Below are 2658 nucleotides of genomic sequence, written 5' to 3'. Positions count from 1 at the left end.
GTAAGCGCGCGATTTCGCACACCTAGCTTGCGTTGTTAAGAAGGCTCACGATTGCGTCCGCAACCTCACTTTGCGGACGCAATCCATGACAGAAGATGACCTCAGCTTTTTGCCCCTACGCGTGACGCGTGTTGGTGTCGGCGGCAAGCGAAGCTTCGATCCAACGGACAAACGACGACTCGTCGAAGCCTGTCTGCGGCCAGGCGCTTCGCTATCGGGCCTCGCCCTGAAGGCAGGCGTTAATGCCAACCAGTTGCATAAATGGGTTCAGGCGAGTAATCGCGCCCGGCCCCCGATCGGGCACAACGAGCCGGTCGCACCGTCAGCGTTTGTTCCGGTCGTAGCGATCGACGAGCCGACAGCGGTCATGGCGTCCGCGCCCGCGTCGCACCACGCCACCAGAGCAGAATCATCCCGCGTTTCGCCACGCTCAACACGACTGGCACGGCTGTCTGCCCATCTGCCCAATGGCGTGAAGCTTGAGCTCGAATGTTCAGCAGAGGACGTGGCAATCGTTAATGCGATGGTCGTCGCATTGGGAGCGCGCTGATGTTTCGGTTCGAAGCCGACCTGGCGGTCTTCCTGCATCGCGAACCGATCGACTTCAGGGCCGGCATCAATAGCCTCGTGACGCTCGTCGAGCAGTCCATGCAGCTCGATCCGTTTGCACGCGCCGTGTTCGCCTTCCACAACCGCAAACGCGACCGGGTCAAACTGCTGTTCTACGATCGCAACGGTTTCTGGATGATGTTGAGGCGCCTCGAAGAAGACCACTTCGTATGGCCAAGCCGGCAGCAAACCGTAGTCAAGCTGACGAGCGAGCAGTTGCACTGGCTCCTGGAGGGCATCGACATTGATGCTGTGCGCCGCCACCCGGTACGGTCGTATCATCACGCCAGTTGAGCATTGCGCGTCACCTGTCAGCGTCAGCCGGCCTGTTACAAATTTCCGTAAACCCATCGCGCGCGACACTTCGTTATCGTGGAGGCATGAACGAGGACGACTTCTCCCGATTGCCGCCAGCCGCCCAGGCCTATATCCGTGAACTCGAGACACGCAATCGGCAGCTGGGCGAACGGATCACGCAGCTCGAAGAGCAGTTCCGCCTCGCGCAAAGCAAGCGATTCGCCCCAAGCAGCGAGAAGCTCAAGGATCGCGTCTTCGACGAGGCCGAACAGGTCGTCGGCTCCGAACCCGACGACATGGACGCCGGCGCCACTGACGACGCGTTTGTGCTCCCCGACACGGGCCTGCCGGATCCGCCGGCACCCACGAGAAGCAAACCGGGACGTAAGCCTTTACCGGCGCACCTGCCACGCCAACGCATCGAATACGATCTGCCCGAGAGCGCGAAGGTATGCCCGTGCTGCGCGCACGCGCTGCACCGCATGGGTGAAGAGCTCAGCGAACAGTTGCACATCGAAGTAAAGGCGTCGGTGCTTCAGCACGTGCGCTTCAAGTACGCATGCCGCCACTGCGAGCGCCACGCCGAGCGCACGCCGGTCATCACCGCACCGATGCCGGCCCAGCCGTTGCCGGGCAGCAATGCCAGTGCGGCGATGATCGCCACGGTCACCGCGGGCAAATACGTTGACGGAACACCGCTATACCGGATGGCCCATGCGCTGGCGCGCGCGGACATCGAAGTCGGACGCGCTACGCTGGCGAACTGGATCATCCGGCCTGCTGAGTTGCATTACAGCCGTCTGTACGAGGCGCTGCGCAAGACACTGCTGTCGCAACAGCTGATTCACGGCGACGAGACCACGGTACAGGTGCTCAAGGAGCCGGGCAAAGCCGCTCAGAGCACCTCGTATATGTGGGTGTACCGTAGCGCTGAAGACTGCTGCGAACCCGTCGTGCTGTTCGACTACCAGCCGGGACGTGCTCAGCAATATCCCCAAGCGTTCCTCGCGGGCTACAAGGGCCTGCTGATGACCGATGGATACGCCGCCTGGCGCACGCTCGAAGGTCCGATGCACTTTGGTTGCCTGGCCCACGCCCGGCGTGCCTTCGTGGATGCCCTCAAGGGCATGAAGAAACCAGGCGGGCGGGCCGCACATGCACTGGAATACTTCAAGGCGCTCTACCAGGTCGAAACACTCGCAAAGGGGGATCTGCCCGAAAGCGAGACGCGCGTCGATTACACCTTCCGGCTGCGCCAGCTACACAGCGTGCCGCTGCTCGAATCCTTCAGGAAATGGCTTGACGAACTGGCACCGCAGATCCTTCCTGAGAGCCTGCTGGGCAAGGCGATCTCCTATACACGCAATCAGTGGACGTACCTGAGCCGCTACGTGAACGATGGGCGCGCCCCAATCGATAACAACGTGATCGAGCGTGACATCCGGCCATTCTGCACGGGCAGATCCTCGTGGATGTTCAGTGACACGGTTGCCGGTGCGAAGGCCAGCGCCATGATCTACAGCTTGATGCTCACGTGCCGAGCGTGCAACGTCGAACCTTATGCATACCTTGTACGGGTACTTAGCGAATTGCCGCAACGAGCATTAGACGCTGATGTTAGCGACCTGCTGCCGTTTAACTTCTCAAAGCCTACGACTTGACCGCGTAACAACGCTTGATCCAACCGCCGTATTGACGCGACCGTTGCTACGCGGCCATCTTGGCCCCGTGTGTGGGAGATCGAGCGCTTAC

At 61.1% G+C, this 2658-nt stretch carries 3 protein-coding genes; all 3 read left to right on the top strand.

What is annotated here, in order from left to right:
* Nucleotides 1-85: 85 nt before the first annotated feature.
* The 3 genes from tnpA to tnpC all read left to right on the top strand — a co-directional run bounded on the left by tnpA (nucleotide 86) and on the right by tnpC (nucleotide 2567).
* Complete coding sequence (gene tnpA, locus QCE48_RS31470) at nucleotides 86-550, top strand: IS66-like element accessory protein TnpA (protein WP_309787805.1); 465 nt, start codon at nucleotides 86-88, stop codon at nucleotides 548-550.
* Nucleotides 550-903 (top strand): IS66 family insertion sequence element accessory protein TnpB, encoded by a 354-nt coding sequence (gene tnpB / locus QCE48_RS31465; protein WP_309787806.1) that lies wholly within the window; start codon nucleotides 550-552, stop codon nucleotides 901-903. The genes tnpA and tnpB overlap by 1 nt, the downstream gene beginning before the upstream one ends.
* Nucleotides 904-989: 86 nt before the next feature.
* On the top strand, nucleotides 990-2567 hold the full coding sequence (tnpC, locus tag QCE48_RS31460; RefSeq protein WP_309787807.1) for an IS66 family transposase: 1578 nt from the start codon (nucleotides 990-992) through the stop codon (nucleotides 2565-2567).
* The last annotated feature ends 91 nt before the right edge of the window (nucleotides 2568-2658 follow it).

Origin of the sequence: Caballeronia sp. LZ024 (assembly GCF_031451455.1) — a bacterium.
GTDB lineage: Bacteria > Pseudomonadota > Gammaproteobacteria > Burkholderiales > Burkholderiaceae > Caballeronia > Caballeronia telluris.
This window is presented reverse-complemented; position numbering and strand designations above follow the sequence as displayed.